Here is a 356-nt window from a genome sequence, read left to right on the forward strand (position 1 = left end):
AAAGAGATTCGAACTCTTGACCCCCTGCGTGCAAGGCAGGTGCTCTCCCAACTGAGCTATACCCCCAAATATGGTGGACCTTCAGGGACTCGAACCCCGGACCTACCGGTTATGAGCCGGTTGCTCTAACCAACTGAGCTAAAGATCCTTGCTTACCTGGCAACAACCTACCCTCCCACACAGTCTCCCGTGCAGTACTCTCGGCGTCTAGAGGCTTAACTTGCCTGTTCGGAATGGAAAGGAGTGTTACCCTCTAAACCATCATCACCAGATTTAAATAGCTTCTTTAAACTACTTTTTTATTTTATATTTTAAATTGATATTTGTCAATACTAATTTAAAATATTTTTTCAGAG

1 tRNA gene and 1 rRNA gene are annotated in these 356 nt (G+C 43.8%); both read right to left on the reverse strand.

The window, feature by feature from the left end:
• Positions 1-71: 71 nt before the first annotated feature.
• Positions 72-148 (reverse strand) — tRNA-Ile (locus CSGHG_RS19265).
• Between the two features lie 6 nt (positions 149-154).
• Positions 155-272: ribosomal RNA gene (rrf, locus tag CSGHG_RS19270) — 5S ribosomal RNA — on the reverse strand.
• Positions 273-356 lie beyond the last annotated feature (84 nt).

This window comes from Clostridium senegalense JC122, assembly GCF_000285575.1.
GTDB lineage: Bacteria > Bacillota > Clostridia > Clostridiales > Clostridiaceae > Clostridium_J > Clostridium_J senegalense.